The 18,157-nt window shown below is 60.7% G+C and carries 15 protein-coding genes; 8 read left to right on the plus strand and 7 right to left on the minus strand.

The window, feature by feature from the left end:
* Positions 1 to 17: 17 nt before the first annotated feature.
* From ACP7B9_RS03000 to ACP7B9_RS03015, 4 genes are read right to left on the minus strand one after another with little or no spacing between them, the layout of a single operon-like run.
* Complete coding sequence (locus tag ACP7B9_RS03000; RefSeq protein WP_425860612.1) at positions 18 to 1,094, minus strand: AAA family ATPase; 1,077 nt, start codon at positions 1,092 to 1,094, stop codon at positions 18 to 20.
* Positions 1,091 to 2,362: a DUF4350 domain-containing protein gene (locus tag ACP7B9_RS03005; RefSeq protein WP_425860614.1), complete on the minus strand. Its 1,272-nt coding sequence runs from the start codon at positions 2,360 to 2,362 to the stop codon at positions 1,091 to 1,093. The genes ACP7B9_RS03000 and ACP7B9_RS03005 overlap by 4 nt, the downstream gene beginning before the upstream one ends.
* A complete protein-coding gene (locus tag ACP7B9_RS03010) occupies positions 2,359 to 3,045 on the minus strand; it encodes a DUF4129 domain-containing protein (RefSeq protein WP_425860616.1) in 687 nt (228 codons plus the stop codon). The genes ACP7B9_RS03005 and ACP7B9_RS03010 overlap by 4 nt, the downstream gene beginning before the upstream one ends.
* Positions 3,046 to 3,055: 10 nt before the next feature.
* Positions 3,056 to 4,378 carry a hypothetical protein gene (locus ACP7B9_RS03015; RefSeq protein WP_425860618.1) on the minus strand — a complete coding sequence of 441 codons (1,323 nt, stop codon included), beginning with the start codon at positions 4,376 to 4,378 and terminating at the stop codon, positions 3,056 to 3,058.
* Positions 4,379 to 4,666: 288 nt separating this feature from the next.
* Between ACP7B9_RS03015 and mtrA the strand changes: the two genes are divergently transcribed.
* From mtrA to secA, 7 genes are all read left to right on the plus strand, one after another.
* Positions 4,667 to 5,341, plus strand: coding sequence for an MtrAB system response regulator MtrA (gene mtrA / locus ACP7B9_RS03020; protein WP_044575184.1), 675 nt, complete (start codon positions 4,667 to 4,669; stop codon positions 5,339 to 5,341).
* Between the two features lie 26 nt (positions 5,342 to 5,367).
* Positions 5,368 to 7,350 (plus strand): MtrAB system histidine kinase MtrB, encoded by a 1,983-nt coding sequence (gene mtrB / locus ACP7B9_RS03025; RefSeq protein WP_425860620.1) that lies wholly within the window; start codon positions 5,368 to 5,370, stop codon positions 7,348 to 7,350.
* Positions 7,347 to 9,116, plus strand: coding sequence for an LpqB family beta-propeller domain-containing protein (locus ACP7B9_RS03030; protein WP_425860622.1), 1,770 nt, complete (start codon positions 7,347 to 7,349; stop codon positions 9,114 to 9,116). Before mtrB ends, ACP7B9_RS03030 begins: the two co-directional genes overlap by 4 nt.
* A gap of 89 nt (positions 9,117 to 9,205) precedes the next feature.
* Complete coding sequence (locus tag ACP7B9_RS03035) at positions 9,206 to 10,117, plus strand: ComF family protein (protein WP_425860624.1); 912 nt, start codon at positions 9,206 to 9,208, stop codon at positions 10,115 to 10,117.
* 168 nt (positions 10,118 to 10,285) lie between these two features.
* Positions 10,286 to 10,984 (plus strand): ribosome hibernation-promoting factor, HPF/YfiA family, encoded by a 699-nt coding sequence (gene hpf, locus ACP7B9_RS03040; protein WP_425860625.1) that lies wholly within the window; start codon positions 10,286 to 10,288, stop codon positions 10,982 to 10,984.
* A 51-nt stretch (positions 10,985 to 11,035) separates the two neighbouring features.
* Positions 11,036 to 12,247, plus strand: a complete 1,212-nt coding sequence (locus ACP7B9_RS03045) for a winged helix-turn-helix domain-containing protein (RefSeq protein WP_425860627.1) — start codon at positions 11,036 to 11,038, stop codon at positions 12,245 to 12,247.
* Positions 12,248 to 12,369: 122 nt separating this feature from the next.
* Positions 12,370 to 15,168, plus strand: coding sequence for a preprotein translocase subunit SecA (gene secA / locus ACP7B9_RS03050; RefSeq protein ID WP_425860629.1), 2,799 nt, complete (start codon positions 12,370 to 12,372; stop codon positions 15,166 to 15,168).
* Positions 15,169 to 15,331: 163 nt separating this feature from the next.
* Here secA and ACP7B9_RS03055 read toward each other — a convergent pair whose 3' ends face one another.
* Both ACP7B9_RS03055 and ACP7B9_RS03060 read right to left on the minus strand, forming a co-directional pair.
* Positions 15,332 to 15,925, minus strand: a complete 594-nt coding sequence (locus ACP7B9_RS03055) for an Rv3235 family protein (RefSeq protein WP_425860631.1) — start codon at positions 15,923 to 15,925, stop codon at positions 15,332 to 15,334.
* A gap of 121 nt (positions 15,926 to 16,046) precedes the next feature.
* Complete coding sequence (locus tag ACP7B9_RS03060; RefSeq protein WP_425860633.1) at positions 16,047 to 16,901, minus strand: LysM peptidoglycan-binding domain-containing protein; 855 nt, start codon at positions 16,899 to 16,901, stop codon at positions 16,047 to 16,049.
* A gap of 173 nt (positions 16,902 to 17,074) precedes the next feature.
* Here ACP7B9_RS03060 and ACP7B9_RS03065 point away from each other — a divergent pair, with 173 nt between their 5' ends.
* Positions 17,075 to 17,635, plus strand: coding sequence for a hypothetical protein (locus tag ACP7B9_RS03065; RefSeq protein ID WP_425860635.1), 561 nt, complete (start codon positions 17,075 to 17,077; stop codon positions 17,633 to 17,635).
* Between the two features lie 70 nt (positions 17,636 to 17,705).
* On the opposite strand, the gene ACP7B9_RS03070 is transcribed toward ACP7B9_RS03065, so the two are convergent.
* Entirely contained in the window at positions 17,706 to 17,924 is a 219-nt protein-coding gene (locus ACP7B9_RS03070) for a helix-turn-helix domain-containing protein (protein ID WP_425860637.1), read from the minus strand.
* Positions 17,925 to 18,157 lie beyond the last annotated feature (233 nt).

Consider the following 18,157-nt stretch of genomic DNA (forward strand, 5'->3'; position numbering starts at 1 on the left):
CGTCAGAAATCGGTGGCTCAGCGGGGGACCGGCACGGTAGCCAGGATGGATAGCAGAATGCCGTCCACGGCAACGCCGTCCATCTCGGCTTCGGGGCGAAGCGCAACCCTGTGCCTGAGCGTCGGCAATGCCAGGGCCTTGATGTCATCGGGGGTGACGAAGGTCCGCCCGGATAACCAGGCATAGGCGCGGGCGGACTTCAGGATTGCCGTTGCGCCGCGAGGGGAGACCCCCAGCTGGAACGACGGCGCCGTGCGGGTTGCGCGGACCAGGTCAACCACATAGGCCAGAATCTCACCGGCCACCGCAACCTGCGCTACTTCTGCTCGGGCCGCAGTGAGCTCGGCCGCACCTGCCACGGGACGAACTCCTGCCGCGTGCAGGTCTTGCGGATCAAAGCCAAGACTGTGCCGGCGGACCACCTCAATTTCTTCATCGCGCCCCGGCAGATCCATGGTGAGCTTCAGGAGGAAACGGTCCAACTGGGCCTCGGGCAGCGGGTAGGTGCCCTCGTACTCCACGGGGTTTTGGGTTGCCGCCACCATGAAGGGTTGCGGCAGGCGCCGTGAGATCCCGTCCACGGAAACCTGGTGCTCCTCCATGGCTTCCAGCAGCGACGCCTGAGTTTTGGGAGGGGTCCGGTTGATCTCATCAGCCAAAAGAATATTGGTAAAGACGGGTCCCTCGCGGAAGGTGAAAGCGGAGGTGCTGGCGTCATAAATCAAGGAACCCGTAACATCGCCGGGCATCAGATCCGGGGTGAACTGCACGCGCTTGGTGTCAAGGCTCAAAGCAGTTGACAGTGCCCGAACCAACAGTGTTTTTGCGACGCCGGGGACGCCTTCCAAAAGAACATGGCCACCGGCCAGCAGAGCAATAAGCAGGCCGGTTACTGTGGCATCCTGTCCCACAACAGCCTTGGCAACCTCGCTGCGCACCGCGAACAGGGCCTGTGCCGATGGGCTGGCCCCCTGCTGGTGCGGGAGCGTTTGCTGATATTGCCCCGCAACTGCAGGAGCGTTTGGGTGGGTGATCGGGGCCGTCGCCGGAGGCATCGGGGCTGAATTCGTCAATTCTGGGTGGGGCAGGCTCATCGCTGTGCCACTTCTTCCTCTAGTGCCGTGAGTTCAACGGCCATGGACAACATTTCTCGTTCGGTGTGCGGCGCTTCGCCGAGCAGCAGGGCATACACCTGCTGGTGGGGGCGCCCCGTCGCGGTGGCCGCAGCCTCGACGACGGCGGCCGGATCGGCGGCGGCGCCCAGCCGTAGGGCGCGTGCCAAGCGGGTCAAGGTGGCGTGCCGCAAGGTGCGTGATGCCGTGCCAACGGCCCGCGCATCCTGATACAACCTTGCCCGGCCCGTCAAGGTTTCCGACGCCTTAACGATGACCGGCAGCGGCTCGGCCACCAACGGCCCATTCCGCCGACCCTTCCACAGCATGCCCAGCACGGCCACCAACAACAGCCATGACGACGCCGGAAAAATCCACTTGGGCGTCAACTCGGCTAGTGACGGTGCCTGCTCGGCCACCGGAATGTCCTTCAACGAGACGGTGTACCAGAGCAGATGGGGCTTGCTGCCAAGTAGCCTGAAGACCAGGGCTGCGTTGCCCCGGTTCGCCAGGTCTTGATTGATCATGATGCCGGGATTGCCCAAGGCGACAATGTCGCCCGTTGTGTTGAAGGCAAGATGACCGGCCGTGCTCGCGGCCGGGGCGAAACAGGTCTCCGCACCCTTGTACAGATTGATAGGAAGGCTGACGGGTGCCAGGACACCCAAGGCGGGGGATCCGCCGTCGAGCGTTCCGGCCGCAATGGCATCAGGATCGCTGCACCCAGCGGAGACAGATGCGGTTCCCCTGACAGTTCCAGCGCTGGCCAGATCCGGGCTGAACTGTGCCGCAGTCAGGGGCGCGGGGGAGACGGCAACCAGCCTGCCGCCGGCGTCCTGGACGGCTCTGGACAATGCGGCGGCCTGATCGGTCGACAGGAGGTTTTGGGGATCGTAAAACAGCACCGTACTGGCACCGGACCCATTCTCGGAGATCGCCTGTGTGGTACTGGCCAAGGAATCAGTGGCAGTGACATTGATTCCTTGTTTGCGTAGGACCTCGGCGGCACCCTGAGCCCCAGCGGGAGCCGGATTGTTGATCGCGAGCGTGCCGGTGGACTGGTTTCCGGCATTGGCGAGGACGAACCCGATAATCGAGAGGACCACGAAGATGGCGGTGCAAATGACCCAGAATCTGCCTTTTCGCCACACGCCGCCGACCCGCTGTGCGGTACTGGCGGGCTCTGAGCGAAAGGTTTTGGTTTCCGGCGGCGCCGGCGATGACGGTGCAGATGGTGCGGCGGTACTCATGGCTGCACCGCCAAGCCATCATCGGCATAGACGGGCTTGGTGGCCGAGACAGCCTGATCGGTGGCCGTGAGTTCGTTGTACATGGCCGCGGTGGGAGTGACCTTTCCATAGCGGACGGCATTGAAGACTTCGGCGCTGTGGTGCAGCGCCTCGCCGTGGGCAGGGAATGCGCGCTCGAGTTGCACTGCGATCTCCACGGCTGTCCGGCCAACGGCCGGGAGGCTCACATCGCGTTCCTCGGCGGACCGGATCATGGCCCGAAACTGCTCGGTGACCGCGGTATGAAAATCTCCTGCCGAGGCCGCAGTACGGGCCAGGGCCCGGTGTTGTTCGGCTGAAAGCAGGCGTGCACCGGCAAAGACCTCCTCGGTACTGGCGATCTTGCGGTTGAGGCGGGGCCGGATAATGAAGATTATCGCCACGATGGCCAGCAACACGACACCAACGCCGATGGCCAGAGCAACAGAGCCGTTGGGACCGCTGACATTGTTGAAGAGCTCATTGAAGGCGCTCTTGATGAGCGCACCAATTTGCTCGGCCAGCCCAGGCTTGGCATCCTGGTACGCCTTCCGGGCAAGCTCCTCCTGAGCCCATTGCCTGGCTTCATCGGCACCGGGTACCACCGGGATATCAATGGGGAGAAGGGTGGGCAGCGATGCCAGGGTAGTCAGCGAAGACGCCATGGACAGCGTCCTACTGCCCGTAGGGTCCGGGCTGCTGGCCGGCGGGGACGGGGGAGCCGGGGATCCCGCCGTCGTCCTTGCCTGTTTCAGACTCTTTCAGCAGTGCAATGTCGAAGCCGTCGCGGCGCATCCGCAGGTCAACGTAGATCAGGGACATGACCCCAGTCTGGAAGGCCAATGTCACGGCACCAACCAGTGCACCAACCAGGCTGGCGATACCCTGGGCGATGAAGATGGCGTTGGTCATTTGCTCGGGATCGGGCTCGGTGCCAAACATCAGGGGCACGAGGAAGCTGGCCAGCATGCTCACAGGGGTGGTGATGACCGAACCAATGACACCGGCGATGACGGCGGCAAGGATGGAAATGCCAAAGGTCCGCCACCAGTTGTTCCGGGTCAGAATCCAGGACCGCTTGATGCTGGCAATGGGGCCAACGTTTTCCACCACAATGGCGGCGGGTGCCAGCAGTATCTTGGTGCCAATCCATACAGAGGCGGCCACGAACGGCAAACTGATCAGCAGCGAAAGGGCGATGGCACCGAGTGCATTTCCGCCGCTTGATAAGGCGTCCATGCCCACAATGAGGGCCACCACAATCAGGATGTATATGCCCATGGTGACAAAGACGGCACCCGCATATAGCAGTGCCAAAAGCAGGAGGCTGACGATGCGCGGCCGCACCAGCCGCCACATCTGAGTGAAGCTGGTCTTCCGATTCAACACCGCCCGAAGCACCGGAATGACCAGCGCACCCTGCAGGATCATCTGAATCACCACGGCCAGAATGCTGGTCAGTAGCAACGACACCGAGAATGACACCAAACTGCCGCTCATGGATTCGAGGGCCGCCGAATCCGGGGTGACGTTGGGGTCCATGGTGAGGAGGTCCCCGAAGGCCTGGCCAAAGGCCAGATACATGACCAACAACGTGATGGCCGTGGTGGCCAATTGGAAGATCAGCGCCGACCCAAACATGGCCTTGCCGTTGCGCCGCGCCGCCTGAAAAGCGCCGTCGAGGATTTCTCCCAAGCCCAGCGGGCGCAAGGGAATGACGCCTGGCTTGGGTGGGGCCACGTAATTATTGAAGCCGGGATTATTCAAACCTGGCTGTCCATACTGCTGGCCAGGCTGTCCGGGGTAGCCGGGCTGTCCGTACTGCTGTCCGGGCTGGGCGTACTGTCCCCACTGCGGCTGGCCATACGGAGATTGCTGTGGCTGCTGCGGCTCAACATACGGTGGCTGTTGCGGCTGGCCATACGGCGGCGCAGGCGGTTGAACCTTGGCGTCCTCGCCCTCTGGCTCCACCGGTGGTTGCTGCGGTACCTGCGTCATCTTGCTCCCCTGAAATAGTCCCCCGATATGACATCCGCGGTGCGAACATCGGGTGGTCCCGAGGTCAAGGGTTTTTACTTCCTGCCTCGGACCCGTTGCCAAGCTACGTCCTTACGTCAAACACTATCGGGAAGAACCGGTTTTTCCCGATGCAGGCCCGGGCATTGCGGAAACAATTGAGCCCGTATTGCCCGGAAAACAAGGAAAAACAAGGAAAAACCACACAAGGGTCAGTTCCCATGGAGCGTCGATAGGGACATTAGGCAGCTAATAGGCAAATATAGAACCATGAAGGCACGCATTTTAGTTGTTGACGATGACGAGGCACTGGCCGAGATGATCGGCATCGTGCTTCGCAATGACGGGTTTGACCCCGTATTTTGTGGAGACGGAGCCAAGGCATTCGAGGTATTTCAGGCCAATAAGCCGGACCTTGTCCTGCTTGACCTCATGCTGCCCGGAATGGATGGCATTGAGATTTGCCGATTGATCCGGGCCGAGTCGGACGTGCCCATCGTGATGTTGACGGCCAAGTCGGATACCTCTGACGTTGTCCGCGGGCTGGAATCGGGGGCCGACGATTACGTTGCCAAGCCCTTTAAGCCTGCCGAGCTTGTGGCACGTGTCCGGGCCCGGTTGCGTCCGGGCGACGTCAAACCGCCGGAGACTCTTGTCATCGGTGAGATCACCATCGATGTAGCCGGCCACTCCATTCGCCGTGCGGGTGAGAAGATTTCGCTGACGCCCCTCGAGTTTGACCTCCTGGTGGCGCTGGCCCGCAAGCCGTGGCAGGTATTTTCCCGCGAGCTGCTCCTTGAACAGGTGTGGGGTTACCGCCACGCTGCAGACACCCGCCTGGTCAACGTCCATGTGCAGCGTCTGCGCTCCAAGATTGAACGCGATCCCGAGGCCCCCGAAGTTGTCCTCACCGTCCGCGGCGTCGGCTACAAGGCTGGATCATAGCGTCGGCCCGCGGCGGTGAAGATGCCATGAGCGAGAACTCGCACACCACGGACGACGGCGTCAGTGGACCTGACGCTGGAACTTCGGCTGATGCCGAAACTCCGGCTGACGCTCGGCCGGATGCTGCCGTGGATGGCCCACACGCCGAGCACACTGCTGTCCGCAGCTTGGCAGAACGGGCCGTCGTCAAGGCAGGCCACGGGCTGGCAACGGCTGGCCGTGCCGTGGTTCGTTTGGCTGGAAAGTTCCGCAGGGGCTGGTCCAAACGCTGGCGCACCTCACTGCAATTTCGCACCGTTGTCACCACGCTCCTGATTGCCTCGGTGGCCGTGGTGGGCGTTGGTGGATATTTGGCTGGCCAGATCTCCAACGGCTTGTTCAAGGAACGGCTCATTCAGGCTCAGCATGAATCCGCACGTGGCGCTACCCAGGTGCAGGAGAGTTTTTCCAATGCGAGCGTGAGTGACCAACCACGTGTTTCAACCTACGTGCGTGACACCTTGAAGCTGCTTGAAGTTGGCGGTGCGGACGACAACCGCAAATATCTGATGCTCATCATCCCGGGCCAAAACAGCAGGCTTGCCGTGAGTTCATCCGATTCCGGCGGTGTCACCTCCACCATCATTCCCGATGAATTACGCAAGGCCGTACAAGGCGATGCAGACGGCCAGTTCTGGCAGTCGATCGCCTTGCCAACCGGTAGCGAAGGTGTTCATCCGGCCGTTGTTGTCGGCAGCCAAGTTGAGTTGCTGAACACCAACTATGAGCTCTACATGATCTATGACCTCAATGGTGCTCAGGTAACGCTGAACTATATTCAGTCGGTGCTATGGCTGGTCGGTGGCATCTTGCTGATACTGATCGGCGTCATCATTTGGTACGTGACCCGCACGGTGGTGAACCCCGTCAGTCAGGCGGCGGCTGTGTCGGAGAAACTGGCCGCCGGCGAGCTTGAGGAGCGCATGGTTGTCAGTGGTGAGGACGAGATGGCAAGGCTTGCCACCTCCTTCAACAAGATGGCCACCTCGTTGCAGGACCAAATTACGGCGTTGGCAACGCTGTCCGAGATGCAGCAACGTTTTGTCTCGGATGTCTCCCATGAATTGCGTACCCCGTTGACAACGGTGCGGATGGCAGCGGAGGTCCTTTTCGATGCCCGTGAAGACTTTGACCCCATAAACAAGCGCTCCTCCGAGCTGCTCTTTCACCAGGTTGAACGGTTCGAGCTGCTCTTGGCGGATCTGCTGGAAATCTCGCGGTTCGACGCCGGTGTGGCCGACTTGGACGCGGAATCGCTGGACATTTTCTCCGTGATTCATTCGGTGATCGACGGCGCCCTGCCGGTCGCGGAGGCCAACTCCTCCGAGCTGTCGGTGGTGACCCGACTTCGCAACCACAAGTGCGTGGTTGAGATGGACGCCCGGCGCGTGGACCGGATCCTGCGCAACCTTGTCCTCAATGCCCTTGAACATAGTGAAGGCCGGCCGGTGAAAATCTTTGTCTCGGCTGATGACAGTGCGGTAGCAGTTGCCGTCCGCGACTATGGCGTTGGCATGTCGCCTTCTTCGTTGGAACACGTCTTCTTCCGTTTTTGGCGTGCCGATACGGCACGCGCCCGGACCACTGGCGGCAGCGGCTTGGGCCTGTCGATCGCCATGGAAGACGCCAAGCTCCATGACGGATGGCTTGAGGCCTGGGGCAGTCCCGGCGAGGGCTCCTGCTTCCGATTGACCCTGCCCCGGCGCAGGGGAATCGTCCTGGATCATTCCCCGGTTCCGCTCCCGCCCGATGGCGGACACGCCGGCAGCTCCGCCTCGCTATCCAGTGGACCAATTCTGACCAACACCGGCTCCATCGGGGTGGTGGGCGCTCTGGGCGGGCTGAAGGGCTCCGCCACGGTTGAGTCAAGCGGTGTACCTGGGAAAAAGGTGGCCGAGAACAAGGCTTCAGAGAACAAGGCTTCAGGGAATCACGTGGAGGGCACCCGCCCGGAGAAGGTGGAGTGGTGAGCAGTTCCGTAACGACAAGGCAATCCCCCAGTCGCCCCAGTCGTCACAAGGGTGCACGGCGGAACTGGCTTGCCCTGGCTCTGGCGATGGCCGCCGTCGTTCTTCTGGCCATCACGGGCTGTGCCGTGATCCCAACGCATGGCTCCGTGGGCAAGAGCGATCCGTTGACACCGCGCAACAACGAGGTCAATGTCGGTTTTCAACAATTCGCGCCGGTTCCGGGTGCATCGCCGGAGAGTATTATTCGCGGATTCATTGACTCCGGCACCGGACTCAGTGACGATTTTCAGTTTGCCCGGCAGTACCTGACGCCGGGACGGGCACAATCGTGGGCACCTGACAAACGCACCCTGGTCTACAAGGACACGTTTTCGGTGGCGCCAGGAACCGAAAAGGACACTTTTGAGCTCAAATTCAATGTTGTTTCCAGCGTGGATGCCACGGGCGTACTGACACCGGCAAAGGGTTCCGGCACCGAAAGCCTGACCATGAAAATGGTGCAGGTGGATGGCGAGTGGCGCATTTCTGAAACGCCCGACGGCGTGGTGCTCACCGAAGCGACGTTCCAGACGCTTTTCAGTCCATTTTCGCTCTACTTCTACGATCCAACATTTACCTATGGTGTGCCGGATGTGCGCTGGCTGGCTGGCCGCTCATCACGTACGGCAACGGCAATTGTGCAGGCAATGTTGGCCGGACCGGCACCGTATTTGCAAGGTGCAGTTGTCAGCGCTTTCCCCAACGGCATCGCGCTGGAGCGTGACTCAGTTCCCGTCAATGAAAGTGGCGTGGCGGAGGTTGGCTTGACGGCCCAACCTTTGCTGGAGACCAGCGTTAAACAACGGCAGCAAATGCAGGCGCAATTGCTCGTGACGTTGCAAAAGAGCCTCAACACGGTCACGGGGGTGCAGTTTCTGGCCGACGACAGGGAAGTCGATATGGGAGGCGCCGGTGACGCCATCAACCCCATAACCATTGATAACCCGGTACCTCCCACGCAGGTGGCCCTGGCCAAAAATGAGCTGGTCACCTTTGACGGCACGAAGATCTCGACCATTGCCGGCATGACCTCGGTTGCAGACCTGCTTCCCTCGGCACCAGCGATGTCCTATTCCGGCAAGAGTTTTGCATTCCGCTCCGGCGTTGGCAACCAGATCTATGCTGTTAGCCCGGGACAAGAGCCGGTCCTGGCAATTTCGGCGGTCGCCCTGACGCCGCCGTCCTTTGCCCCGAATGGGTGGCTGTGGTCTGCCGCCGGAGACGGCTCCGGCACGGTGATCGCCGTCAACCCGGACGACGGCGGTGCCTTGGGTAAGGCTGTGGTGATGACCGTTCCCTGGCTGGTTGGGCAGGAGGTGACATCCCTGAGGATTTCCCGCGATGGCACGCGGGCGCTGGTGGTGTCCAATGCCAAGGGCGTGAGTGTTGTCAGCGTTACCGGGATATTCAAATCTGGCGAGATACCCAAGGAGCTGACATCGCCGCTTAGCTTGAGCCATTCCGGCTCCCCGGTTCTTGGGCTCTGGGTTGGTGAGTCAAGTGTGGCTGTTACTGCCACCTCGGCCACCGCAGCCGTGAGTATCGAAGTCCTCGATTTGGCGCTGGAACCAGTGGCTCTAGAGGAACTGACTGGGATCGAGTGGATCAGCGCAAGCACCGGTGTGCGCAATGTCCATGCACAGACGGCAACCCAGTACTATTCGAACGCCTCCAATACGTGGGAAGTGGTTGCCAAGGACCTGCGGCAAGCGTCCTTCGCCGGCTAATTCCCCCACAGCCCTGCTAGGCCTGTCCTGCGTCCACACTTGACTCTATTGCCCTAGTAAGCCTGACACGGCAAGTCCATGCTGGCTCCATGGATACATCAGGAGGCACCGGACCGTTTCACGTTTCCCCGCTGCTGTTTTCCCCGCTGCTCCTTTCCCCGCAGCAAGTTTCTCCGCCGCGGCGGGGACATCTGGGCCGGCCTCGGGCCCGCTGGTTGCGGGCCTGGTTGTGGTGCGAAGGTGCTTGGAAAGACTTCCTGAACCTCGTCTTGCCTGCGGAGTGTGTGGTGTGCGGCTGTGAAGACCACGCCATCTGCCCGGCATGTTCATCCCTGTTGCGCCGGCAAACGAAGAAGCCGTTCAGGGCAGAGGGCGCGGCAGACGCCTTGGTTGGCGTGCTGGGGGAGACACATCTTCCCGTGGTTGCGGCCGGGGACTATCGAGATGCTCTGGCGGCCACCATCCTGGCCTATAAGAACCATGGCCGCACCGAACTCAAAGGCCCCCTTGGGCGTTGTCTGGCCCGGGCACTTGGCGCCGCGACGGAGTTGGTGCCGATTCCACCCAACGAACCCCTGTGGCTGGTCCCCGTCCCGAGCACTGGCAGCGGCTGGCGCCGCCGCGGTTATGACCCCGTGGCCCTTGTTCTGCGTGCGCTGGAAGGTGAAGGCAGAGTGCCGCCGCGGATGGTGATTGCGCCGATTTTGGGGATCAGGGCCAGGCTGCCGTGGCGGGGGCACCACCAGAAGGGTTTGGGGCGTGAAGCTCGGCGCAGAAACGTTCGTAACACAATGAGAATCAGGCGCAATGGACGCCGGGGCATTTGGCCGTCAGTGAACTTCGCTGGTCCTGCCGTAGTGCTCGTTGACGATGTGCTCACCACCGGATCCACCCTCCGCGAAGCCGCCAAAACCTTGGAAAGAGCGGGGTTTACCGTGTGTGGCGCCACGGTCCTGGCCGCCACTCGGGCACCCGATGGAGGGCACGAAAAGGCGCCTTGATGAGGACGCGCAAAAAAATATTTGCCGCAATAGATGAATAAACGGATGCAGTGAACTAACGTGAGTGAACGGGTACCTCTTCCAAGAGGAAACCACCCGTCGGCGGTCAGGATTCCTGCACCAATTGCTAGCCGGCCGCCGTGTCACCGAAGATATTTGGAGGGCACCATGGAGTTCATGATCACGGGTCGCAACTTGAGCGTTTCGGACCGATTCCGCGAATACGCTGGCGAAAAGCTCACGAAGATCGAACAGCTGGCCAACAAGGTTCAGCGTGTTGATGTGAAGGTTTCCAAGGAGAGCAAGGCCCGCACGGCAGACACACCACTTACGGTTGAGCTGACGGTTGTGGGCCGGGGTCCGGTGATCCGCGCCGAGGCTGCCGCAGCGGATAAGTTCGCAGCGTTTGATCTGGCCTACGGGAAGCTGCTCGAGCGGCTTCGGAGGGCAAAGGACAAGAAGAAGGTCCACCACGGCCGCCACGCCCCCGTTGCCGTCAACGAAGCCACGGGTTCACTGGCGACGGTGAGCAGCACCGAGCCGATCTACGCACAGAGCACCCCGGAAGCTGCCGTCGAGGAGAAGTCGCCCTACGACATCGAGAACGACATCCCGGCCGGCGACTCACCAGTGTTGATCCGCCGGAAGGTCTTCCCCGCCACCGCATTGTCCCTGGATGACGCTGTGGACAACATGGAGATGGTAGGACACGATTTCTACCTGTTCATCGACGCGGCCACCGGCATCCCCTCAGTGGTCTACCGTCGCAAGGGCTGGACCTATGGTGTCATCTCGCTCAATGAGAATGCAGATGTCACCGAGGAAATCTCCGCCTACCGTTCAGCGGACGAACCAGCCCGCGTCTGAGGCGCTTGGCGAAAAATATAGCCACAACCAACCAGTTAAGGGAATTACGCAATGACTGCACGGCTGAGCCTGCAACAGGCCCGCCGCATGGCACTTAATTCCCAAGGGCTGGCAAAAGTCCGGCCCACGGAACCCGTCACAGCACGGTCCGTGGGCCGGACTTTCGCGCAGTTGCAATTGGTCCAGATCGACTCGGTCAACATAATTTCCCGCAGCCACTTCCTGCCGTTTTTCTCGCGCCTAGGAAACTATGACCGCAACATCCTCTCAACAATGGCGGGCACCGCGCCGCGAAAAATGATGGAGTACTGGGCTCACGAGGCCAGTTTCATCCGACCCGTCCATTTTCACGATCTGAGGGTCTGGCAAAGCCGGGCCTGGGTTGGCTCGGCGCGGCTCGATCCCACGTTGCGCGAGGATCTCGAAGCGCAGATTCTGGAATTGCTGGCTGGGAGCCGGCCATTGACGGCCCGCGAGGTCAAGGCGCGCATCGGCCACGTGGAGCACAACAACAAGGACGGCTGGGGCTGGAATTGGAGCGCCGTCAAACGCACTCTCGAGGGACTCTTTGAAAAAGGAGTCGTCGGTGCGGCCTCCCGCAACGACCAATTTGAACGTAAATATTCATTGGTGGGAAAGGTCCTGCCTGCGGGGGGCCGGGTCGATGTTGATGACAACCCGAATAAGCAAGAAGCCATGGAACGGCTCATGGAAGCATCGGCGCTGGCCCATGGCATTGGCACTGTGCGCTGCTTTGCTGATTACTTTCGACTCCCTGTCCGCGAAGGCTCGGCGGCAGTAGCCGCGCTGGTGAACAAGGGCGTGCTGAAACCCGTAACAGTGACTGGGTGGAATGCCGAGGCGTTTGTCCACACTAAGGCAACTGTGCCGCGACACGCCCAAACACGCGCCTTGCTCAGTCCTTTTGATTCGCTCGTTTTTGAGCGCCGACGCCTCGAGCAACTCTTCGGTTTCCATTACCGCCTGGAGATCTACACACCTGCGGAGAAGCGGAAATACGGATATTACGTGCTTCCCTTTCTGCTGGGCGAGAACATCGTGGCGCGGGTGGACCTGAAAGCCGATCGACAGGCCGGTAAGCTCGTGGTTCGGGGAGCATTCGGTGAGCCGGACGCCCCCTTGAACACCGCCGTCGAACTGGCCGGGGAACTGGCGCTGATGGCGCAATGGCTGGGACTTGGTGACGTCGTCGTACAAGCCAACGGCGATTTGGCACCAGCACTGACGGTTGCGCTGGGGTGAGGTGCACCGGTTCCGAAGGCACGCGTCCACAGGAAACACGCAGAAACTGGCGGGAAGCTCTCTGTCTTCTCCCGTAGACTGAACACGCCACTTTTAGGCAGCAATAGATTGGGAGCAATTTCGTGCCATCACTTCTTGAGCGGGTCCTTCGCACAGGCGATCGCAAGACGCTAAAACGACTCAACGTCCTTGCGGACGCCATCGATTCGCTGGAGGACTCTTTTCAGACCTTCACCGATGCTGAACTGCGTGAAGAAACGGACAAGCTCAAGGCGCGCCACAAAGATGGCGAGACCTTGGATGAACTTCTCCCGGAGGCATTTGCCGCCGTTCGTGAAGCGTCCTCCCGTACCTTGGGACTGCGCCACTTCCGCGTCCAGCTCATGGGTGGAGCGGCCCTGCACCTTGGCAACATTGCGGAAATGAAAACCGGTGAAGGTAAAACCCTAGTGGCCACGGCTCCGGCTTACCTGAACTCGTTGACCGGTAAGGGTGTTCACGTGGTTACCGTGAACGACTACCTGGCGCAGTACCAGTCGGACCTGATGGGACGCGTTTTCCGGTTCCTGGGCCAGAGCAGCGGTTGCATCGTCTCCAATCAGGACCCTGCGGTCCGCCGCGCCCAGTACGCAGCCGACATCACCTACGGCACGAACAATGAATTTGGCTTTGATTACCTGCGCGACAACATGGCGTGGAGCAAGGATGAGCTGGTCCAGCGCGGCCACAACTTTGCGATCGTCGATGAAGTTGACTCGATCCTCATCGATGAAGCCCGTACACCGTTGATCATTTCTGGTCCGGCGTCCGGTGACGCCAACCGCTGGTACGGCGAGTTCGCCAAGGTGGTGCTCCGCCTAAACAACGAAGATGACTACGAGGTTGACGAGAAGAAGCGCACCGTTGGTGTCTTGGAAGAGGGCATTGAAAAGGTTGAGGACTACCTCGGCATTTCCAACCTCTACGAGTCCGCCAACACCCCGCTGATCGGATTCCTGAACAACGCCATCAAGGCCAAGGAACTGTTCAAGCGCGATAAGGACTACGTCATCATGGACGGCGAAGTTCTCATTGTCGACGAGCACACCGGGCGTATTCTTGCCGGCCGCCGTTACAACGAAGGCATGCACCAGGCCATTGAGGCGAAGGAAGGTGTGGAGATCAAGGCTGAGAACCAGACCTTGGCCACAGTGACCTTGCAGAACTACTTCCGCCTGTACGGCAAGCTTGCCGGCATGACCGGTACTGCCGAGACCGAAGCCAGCGAATTCATGGGCACGTACTCGCTCGGCGTTGTTCCCATCCCCACGAACAAGCCGATGCTTCGTGTTGACCAGTCCGATCTTGTTTACAAGAACGAGGTGGTCAAGTTTGATGCCGTGGTTGCCGACATTGCCGAACGCCACGAGACCGGCCAGCCGGTTCTGGTGGGTACCACCAGCGTCGAGAAGAGCGAGTACCTCTCCAAGAAGCTGGCTGAGGCAGGCGTGAAGCACGAGGTCTTGAACGCTAAGAACCACGCTCGCGAAGCCGCTATCGTGGCGCAGGCAGGCCGTCGCGGGGCCGTAACCGTTGCCACCAATATGGCCGGTCGCGGAACTGACATCATGCTTGGTGGTAATGCCGAGTTCAACGCTGTTGCTGTTTTGGCCGCGCGTGGGCTGGATCCGGAAGATACGCCTGAGGAGTACGAGGCCGCATGGCATGAGGCCTTCGAGGAAGCCAAGCTAGCCGTCAAGGATGAGCATGTGGCAGTGCTGGAAGCCGGTGGCCTGTATGTTTTGGGTACCGAGCGTCACGAATCTCGCCGCATCGACAACCAGCTCCGTGGCCGCTCCGGTCGCCAGGGTGACCCGGGCGAATCCCGTTTCTACCTGTCCTTGACAGATGATCTGATGCGTTTGTTCAACTCCGGTGCTGCCGAACGCCTGATGTCGCGTTCATCCATGCCGGACGACGTTGCATTGGAATCAAAGCTTGTTTCAAAGGCGATCGCCTCGGCGCAGGGCCAGGTCGAGGGTCGCAACGCTGAACAACGTAAGAACGTTTTGAAGTACGACGACGTCCTGAACCGTCAGCGCGAAGCCATCTACAGCGACCGTCGCCACATCCTCGAAGGGGACGATCTTCACGAGAAGGTTCAGCACTTCCTCGAGGACACCGTCAATGAGATTATCGATGCAACGCTCAGCAACGGGAACATCGGCGATTGGGATTTCCCGAGTCTCTGGAACAACCTGCGCACCATCTACCCGGTAACCGTTTCTGTTGACGAGATCGCCGAGGAAGTTGGCGGCGAAGGCCGTATCACGGCTGAGATGCTCAAGACCGAACTGCTCTCCGATGCCAAGGTTGCCTACCAGGAGCGTGAAGCAGCACTGGGGTCCGCAACCATGCGGGAACTTGAACGCCGGGTTGTCCTTTCCGTGGTGGGCCGCAAGTGGCAGGAACACCTGTACGAAATGGATTACCTCAAGGAAGGCATTGGCTTGCGGGCCATGGCCCAGCGCGATCCCCTCGTGGAATATCAGCGTGAAGGCTACGAGATGTTCCAGTCCATGATGGCCGGCATCCGCGAAGAGAGCGTTGGCTTCCTGTTCAACCTTGAAGTCCAGGTGGAAAATGCGCCGGAGACCGCCGTTGGTGTCGTTGCTGATGCTCCTTCGGCGCTGATGGACCGGGTAGCCGGCTCCACTGACGCTGGCTCCGCCGATGCCGATGCGCACGCCGGACACGATCATGCTCCGCGCATCACGGCTCCTGGGCTGGAGGCTCCGGCCAAGCCCGCACAGCTGCAGTTCACGGCCCCCGATGCACAGGGACAGGCCGAAACGCACGTTGAGCGCCGCGGCAGTGATGGCTTGCCGCCGTCAGCCAAGCGGCCGGCTAACAAGGGCAGCAAGAAGAAGAAAAAGCGTTAGGTTTCAGAGTTTCGGTGACAGCTTGTCGCCGAAATCCTGAATCACCGAAAGTCTGAATCGCTGAAAGCCGTCGTTGCGGAAGTGGTGCCACACCAGGGCATCGTTTCCCAACGACGGCTTTTTGTTTTCGAGCTCTTGACTGACCCTCTTGCTTACCCCTCGGCTACCCGATCTGCAGTGCTGTGACCTTCCAGAGGCCCTTGGTCAGCTCGAAGCGCAACGCGATGGCACGAAAACGGGTCTTGTCGGCAATGACAACAGAGGACTCAAAGATCCCCGGCGCGACAGCGCTGCAATGGACCGAGTGCACCACTGGCTGGTGGTGCAGGGTCCTGACATTCCCGCCGCCGGGTTCATGGCTGTGACGCCTCGCCTCGGCCCTGCACGCATCAGCATGCAGGCGTGCCCGGGTGGTTAGGGCGCTCATGCACATGGTGTCGAGCCAACGGGAGAGCTGCTGAACTGACCGAACGCCGCTGAGAACTTCCAAGGCGGCCTGGGCGATCTTGGACGACATCGCCCCGACGACGGCACGCTCGGCGGCCTCCGGGCTCAGTGTCCTTATGCTGGCGTTGGCACTGACGCTGATACTGGCCCCCGCTGCGCTCCGCTGCTTCGATCGTTCCTCCCTAGTGGGTAGTTTCACCACAGTTCCGCCGGTGAGGCCGGAGTCCTCCTGGCCCTCGATAGGCGTCGGAACGGGCCGGACCACCAAAAGCTGTGGGCGGGATTCTTTAGAGATGGCTGCTGTACTCACTGTGTGCTCCTTTGCACTGCGCTTACCTACTGTAGGGACGGCTGACGTCCTGCTTTTGACATGGTTCCAAGCTATTTGCTGACTGACCCGGGCTGACTGACCCTGGCCTACTGACCCGGACTCACTGGCCCGGTGGCGGGTGCAGCACCTGCCCGGGCAAGATGAAATTCGGGTCGGCACCGATGGCTTCACGGTTGGTGTTGTACCAACGTGGCCACGCGAGTGCCACGTCAACGTCATTGGAGAATGGACCAAGCGTCGCTGCCACGATGCTCCACAGGCTGTCACCACTTTTCACGACGACATCTGTCTCGGTGTTGCCTTCTTGCGGATCTGTCGACGGAACCTCCACGGCGGCTCCCTGCTCGCCGCCGGCCTCCGCCGCTGTGGTCCGTGCGGGTGGGCGTACCAGCAAGTCGGGATCCGTCACGGCGGTACGAGGTATCCACGCAGGCTCAATGGGGGCCGAAGTTGCCGGCGGAAGAATGTTATCGCTAGCTGCGGACGTGCTGGGTTGGCTGGCCACCGATGGTGCAGTAGAACGTGGGTCAACGCCCTGTGGTGTCGCAGGCGCCGTTGCGACTGTGCCCGGTTGCCAACGAGGATCGGTTCCTCCAGATGGGGCGGCACTGGCCAGCGGTGCGGCGATGAGGTTCAGTCCCACCACGGCAATGACTGCCCTGCGCATGAAAGCAGGTGAGCAGGCTCCGGTGAATGCAGCGACCCGGACTGCACCAAGGCGCTGGGCCACAGGCGAAACGAGTGCGCAGATCATGGCCACGAGCCACCAGCACAGGAGGGCAATTCCCGCACCGGCTCCTCCCACACCCAACAGCTCAGGCAGAGTCAGGGGCTGGCCGGATACGATGCTGGTCCACCGGAGCCTCAGAAGTGAGAATCCACTGAAAATCAGCGATCCACCGAGCAGCAGGATTGCCGCCGTCATAGCCAAGTCTGCGACAGTTTGCCGTCTCACCGTGAACTCCTTTGACCTCGTTTGATATGTTTTATCATCATTGGAACGTCTAAGGCTTATTTTGAACCCTTCAATGGTGTTCTGTCCATAGCATGGAAAAGACTGGGGATAGCGTGGCGCCGGGATCTGGCCCTTCTGTTGACGCGACGTCCGGTGGGGCCTAGCGTGGCGCCATGCGATGGGAACTGCTCTTTGGGGATCTGGAAACGCAATTGCATGCCACCACACAGCAGGATCTGGAGCAGCACATCAATGAATTGGCTCGTGTGGAGTCCGCTCAGATCACCTTCTCGGAGGTCCTGAGGGGTGCCCTGGGCAGGCAGCTTTCCGTGGTCATGTGTAACGGCACGGCATTTCACGGCGAGGTCCATCGGGTGGAACAACAGTGGATGCTGTTGGGCGAGGACACCCGTTCGGTAGTGTTGCCGCTGGCTAAGATTCTGCGTGTTCAGGGAGCTGGTGCCCAGCGAGTGAGGTCGTCGTCGAAGATCCCGTATACGTTTCAGGCCGCGCTGCGGGTGCTGGCTCGCAATAGGTCGGCCGTGGTCCTTGAGCTGGATGGCAGTAGGCCGGCAACGGTCCGCGGGGTGTTGGACCAAGTGGGCGCCGATTATGTCCAGATGATGCAAATGGCCGACGGCGTGGGCCGGGACCGTGGCAACGTGCAGGGAAGCGTTGTGATTCCCCTAGTCGCGTTGCTTTCGATCGCTTCTGCCTCAGACAACGAATTCTGAAGCAACGAATTCTGACACGCAGGACTGAGGCTGCACGGTACGGTCGGGTTCGCTTAAGAAAGCAAGGATGCTAGTTTGCTGGCGTAGAATTCCCCGCCGACAACATGGCGCGGGCTGCGGCATGGCGGTCATCGATGAACTGCTCAAACTTGGCCGCGTCCACGCGCCACTGGCCGCGCCCGCCAATTTGGAATGCGGGCAACTCACCGCTGTGCACCAAGGCGTAGCATGCGGCGGCTGAGATCTGTAGCTGTTCGGCAACGTCGGCCAGAGTCAGGAAACGGGGCATGTCTCCATTATTCCCCCTTTTGATCGTGTTTGGCGAGGTTCGGCGACGATATCCACAGCTATTTTCGGTGCAGTCCGGAGCATGGCACCGCGGACAGGCATGGTCAATGTTGGCGGAGCGCTCACGGCGACTTATCCACAGAATTCAAGCAATTCCCCAATGGGGGTATCTCCGGCGCCGGATCGACGGTACAAATGGTAGACGGCAACAATCCTCAGACCTGCGAGCGATGG

The organism is Arthrobacter sp. TWP1-1 (assembly GCF_049897845.1).
Classification (GTDB): Bacteria; Actinomycetota; Actinomycetes; order Actinomycetales; family Micrococcaceae; genus Specibacter.

What these genes read in the sequence shown, in the direction of transcription:
- ACP7B9_RS03000 (WP_425860612.1), bottom strand. Translation starts at nt 1,094, where the DNA reads ATGAGCCTGCCCCACCCAGAATTGACGAATTCAGCCCCGATGCCTCCG.
- ACP7B9_RS03005 (WP_425860614.1), bottom strand. Translation starts at nt 2,362, where the DNA reads ATGAGTACCGCCGCACCATCTGCACCGTCATCGCCGGCGCCGCCGGAA.
- ACP7B9_RS03010 (WP_425860616.1), bottom strand. Translation starts at nt 3,045, where the DNA reads ATGGCGTCTTCGCTGACTACCCTGGCATCGCTGCCCACCCTTCTCCCC.
- ACP7B9_RS03015 (WP_425860618.1), bottom strand. Translation starts at nt 4,378, where the DNA reads ATGACGCAGGTACCGCAGCAACCACCGGTGGAGCCAGAGGGCGAGGAC.
- mtrA (WP_044575184.1), top strand. Translation starts at nt 4,667, where the DNA reads ATGAAGGCACGCATTTTAGTTGTTGACGATGACGAGGCACTGGCCGAG.
- mtrB (WP_425860620.1), top strand. Translation starts at nt 5,368, where the DNA reads ATGAGCGAGAACTCGCACACCACGGACGACGGCGTCAGTGGACCTGAC.
- ACP7B9_RS03035 (WP_425860624.1), top strand. Translation starts at nt 9,206, where the DNA reads ATGGATACATCAGGAGGCACCGGACCGTTTCACGTTTCCCCGCTGCTG.
- hpf (WP_425860625.1), top strand. Translation starts at nt 10,286, where the DNA reads ATGGAGTTCATGATCACGGGTCGCAACTTGAGCGTTTCGGACCGATTC.
- ACP7B9_RS03045 (WP_425860627.1), top strand. Translation starts at nt 11,036, where the DNA reads ATGACTGCACGGCTGAGCCTGCAACAGGCCCGCCGCATGGCACTTAAT.
- ACP7B9_RS03065 (WP_425860635.1), top strand. Translation starts at nt 17,075, where the DNA reads ATGCGATGGGAACTGCTCTTTGGGGATCTGGAAACGCAATTGCATGCC.
- ACP7B9_RS03070 (WP_425860637.1), bottom strand. Translation starts at nt 17,924, where the DNA reads ATGCCCCGTTTCCTGACTCTGGCCGACGTTGCCGAACAGCTACAGATC.